The sequence below is a fragment of the Micromonospora sp. NPDC051296 genome (genome assembly GCF_040682255.1).
In the GTDB taxonomy this organism is placed as follows: Bacteria; Actinomycetota; Actinomycetes; order Mycobacteriales; family Micromonosporaceae; genus Micromonospora; species Micromonospora craterilacus.
In genome coordinates this window covers 1-3,156 of sequence record NZ_JBFBAO010000546.1, presented here as the reverse complement: position 1 = coordinate 3,156, position 3,156 = coordinate 1, and the positions used below count along the sequence as shown (strand labels likewise).

3 protein-coding genes are annotated in these 3,156 nt (G+C 71.7%); 2 read left to right on the top strand and 1 reads right to left on the bottom strand.

The annotated features are described in order from the left end of the window. Nucleotides 1-243 precede the first annotated feature (243 nt). The gene (locus AB0M52_RS32615) at nucleotides 244-813 is read right to left on the bottom strand and encodes a hypothetical protein (RefSeq protein ID WP_363961636.1); all 570 of its coding nucleotides are present in this window, start codon (nucleotides 811-813) and stop codon (nucleotides 244-246) included. Nucleotides 814-1,054: 241 nt separating this feature from the next. Here AB0M52_RS32615 and AB0M52_RS32610 point away from each other — a divergent pair, with 241 nt between their 5' ends. Both AB0M52_RS32610 and AB0M52_RS32605 read left to right on the top strand, forming a co-directional pair. Then, nucleotides 1,055-2,239: a snapalysin family zinc-dependent metalloprotease gene (locus tag AB0M52_RS32610; protein WP_363961634.1), complete on the top strand. Its 1,185-nt coding sequence runs from the start codon at nucleotides 1,055-1,057 to the stop codon at nucleotides 2,237-2,239. Nucleotides 2,240-2,413: 174 nt separating this feature from the next. Continuing rightward, a partial coding sequence (locus AB0M52_RS32605) for an SAM-dependent methyltransferase (RefSeq protein ID WP_363961632.1) occupies nucleotides 2,414-3,156 on the top strand: 743 nt, incomplete at its 3' end.

Here is a 3,156-nt window from a genome sequence, read left to right as displayed (position 1 = left end):
GGTCGACCGGCCCGGCCCGCCAGGCGGCCAGGGCCTGCCGGCCGTCGACGGCGGTGTCGACCCGGAAGCCGGCGCGGCGTAGCCCGAGGGCGGTGACCTCCCGGATGGAGGCGTCGTCCTCGACCACCAGCACGCGGCCGTCCATGATGCACCCAGGGTAGTCCGCGGGCGTCCGATCGTCGCTCGGCGTGACGGCCGGGAACGGGGGACCGGCCGGCGCCGGACCCCCGCCCCCGTGGTTGGTCACTGCTGCCACTGGTGCGCCACGTCGAGCACGATCCGGCTGTGCGTACCGGGGCCGGCCAGGACGAACACCCGGAACGGCAGCCGCGCCCGCACGCCGACGGCGAAGGTGGTGTAGCCCTCGAAGCTGCCCCCGAAGACCACGTCGCGCAGCGTCCGGTAGCGCAGCACGTTGGCCGCGTGGTCGCCGACCCGGTACGGCACGGTGGCCGCGTGCCGGTCGTCGTACGCCGGCGCGCGCAGCGAGACCCGCAGCAACGCGCCGCCGGCGGTGTACGGCGACAGCGCCCGCCCCTCGCCCTCGGTGTACGTCTCGCCGTAGCGGACCGAGTAGCCGGTGACCTTGCCGTTGAACTCGAACACCACCCGGTCGTAGCAGGCGTGCCGGCCGGTGCGCACCGCGCCCAGCGGGGCGCTGCTCAGCGCCCCGGCCGCCTTGCCCCCGCTGCCCCAGGTGATTCCGCAGTAGGGCGTACCGGTCGCCGCCGTGCTCGGCGCGGCGGTGGCGGCGCCGGCGAGCAGCGCGGTGAGCGCCACGACCAGGGCCGCCATGGTCCTTCTGATTCTCATCGTCGTCTCCTCTCTGCCCGCCCGTCGCCGGTTATGTGCCGCGCGGTCGGGCGCTGACCTCGTCGGACTCCACCGTCGGCACGGCCCGCCACGGGAGCTTCACCACGGAGTAACGCCCGGGTAACAGCCTCGGGCGGTATGACATGTCCGCGATGGCATCCATCGATGGACGACTATTAATATTCACGCATATCGATAGCGGCGCAGCGGTGCGCCGCGGGTATCCGCAGGGGAGTGCGTGATGATTCGACGACAACTGCTGCGCGCGGCCACCGTCGCGCTGGCGGCGGTGCTGGCCGCGACCGGGGTGCAGGTGGCCACGGCCGCCGGCGCGTCCGCCGCCCGGACCGTCTACTACGACGCCAGCCAGGCCGGCGAGTTCCGGACCAACTTCGACCAGGCCGCCCAGATCTGGAACAGCCGGGTCAGCAACGTCCGGCTGGTGCCCGGCACGCCCGCCAGCGTCACCATCCTGGTCGACAGCGGCTGGCCCCGGGCGCAGGTCACCGGGCTCGGCTCCGGCCGGATCTGGATGGGATGGCAGGCGGTCAACCAGGGCTACCACCGCACCCGCATCGCCAGCCACGAGTTCGGCCACATCCTTGGCCTGCCCGACCGGCGTACCGGCCTCTGCTCCGACCTGATGTCCGGCAGCAGCGCACCGGTCTCGTGTACCAACGCCAACCCCAGCTCGGCCGAGGCGAGCCGGGTCAACCAGCTCTTCGCGGGCAGCCTGAGCGCCTCCGCCGCCGCCGGCACGTACACCTGGAGCGAGGACGCGGACTTCGGGACGTTCGTCGTCGGCGGCCGCCCGGCCACCGAGAACTACCCGTGGCTGGTCTACACCTCCGGCTGCACCGGCACCCTGATCAAGGCCAACTGGGTGGTCACCGCCAAGCACTGCCCGACCCCGCCGTCGGTGCGGGTGGGTAGCACCAACCGGTCCAGCGGCGGCACGGTGGTCGGGGTGAGCCGGGCGGTCAACCACCCCACCATCGACGTCAAGCTGTTCCAGCTGTCCAGCTCGGTCAGCTACGCGCCGGCGCCGATCCCGACGTCCTCCGGCGCGGTCGGCACCGCCACCCGGATCATCGGCTGGGGCCTGACCTGCCCGGTCCGCGGCTGCGGCTCGGCGCCGACGACGGCGTACGAGCTGGACACCTCGATCGTGGCGGACAGCCGGTGCAGCGGCATCAACGCCACGTACGAGATCTGCACCAACAACCCGAACGGCAACGCCGGCGCCTGCTACGGCGACTCCGGCGGCCCGCAGGTGCGCCGGATCAACGGCGTGTGGAACGTGATCGGCGCGACCAGCCGCGCCGGCAACAACAACGCCACCTGCGCCACCGGCCCGTCCATCTACGGCGACCTCTCCGCGATCCGCCCCTGGATCAACACCCAGGTCGGCGGCCTCCCCGCCTGACGCCGATCGCGTTGATCATGCAGCTGTGGTGCCCCACAAAGGCCGTGAACGGCGGCTTTTCGGGCACCACAACTGCATGATCGGCGGGGCGGTGGGTGGGGCGAGCGGGGTGGGGTGGGATAGTGCCTGGTCGTGAGTCGGTATGGGGTGTTGATTCTGCCCGCTAGTAATCGGGTGTATGCCGGGGCGTCGGTCGAACTGACGCGGGCGGAGTTGGAGATCTTCGGTGACGCGGTGCTCGGGGGGCGGATCGGTGAGATCGGCACCGCCGACGTCGGTGGGGCGCGGTACGTCACCTTCGCCGCCGAGGGCGGGCTGAGCGAGCGGGACGCGGCGTTGCTGGGCAACCTGTCCAGCGCGTACGCGCTGTTCGAGTTCGTCGGCGACCTGCTGCGGCCGGTGCCGCTGAGCCGACTCGACCGCTTCGACGACGACCTGGTCACCATCCAGAAGTACCCGGGCAAGACCAACGAGCAGTTCACCAAGCTGCTGCTCAACGTCACCCTGCTCGCCTCGGCCTGGGCCGGTGACCTGCTGACCCGGCGGTTCCGGGTGCTCGACCCGCTGTGCGGCCGGGGCACCACCGTCAACCAGGCGATGATGTACGGCTTCGACGCCGCCGGGGTGGACCGGGACAGCAAGGACTTCGAGGCGTACCAGGCGTTCCTCACCACCTGGCTGAAGCGTAAGCGGATCAAGCACCGGGTGCTGGAGTCCGGGCCGGTGCGCCGGGAACGCAAGGTGGTCGGCCGGCGGCTGCGGCTGGAACTGGCCGCCTCGAAGGAGGCGCACAAGGCCGGCGACCTGCAGTCGGTGGACGTGGTCAACGTCGACACCACCCGGGTCGGCGAGTTCTTCCGCCCCGAGACGGTCGACGTGGTGGTGGCCGACGCGCCGTACGGCGTACAGCACGGCAG

Coding starts and splice junctions, on each gene's coding strand:
- AB0M52_RS32615 (WP_363961636.1), bottom strand. CDS start 813: ATGAGAATCAGAAGGACCATGGCGGCCCTGGTCGTGGCGCTCACCGCG.
- AB0M52_RS32610 (WP_363961634.1), top strand. CDS start 1,055: ATGATTCGACGACAACTGCTGCGCGCGGCCACCGTCGCGCTGGCGGCG.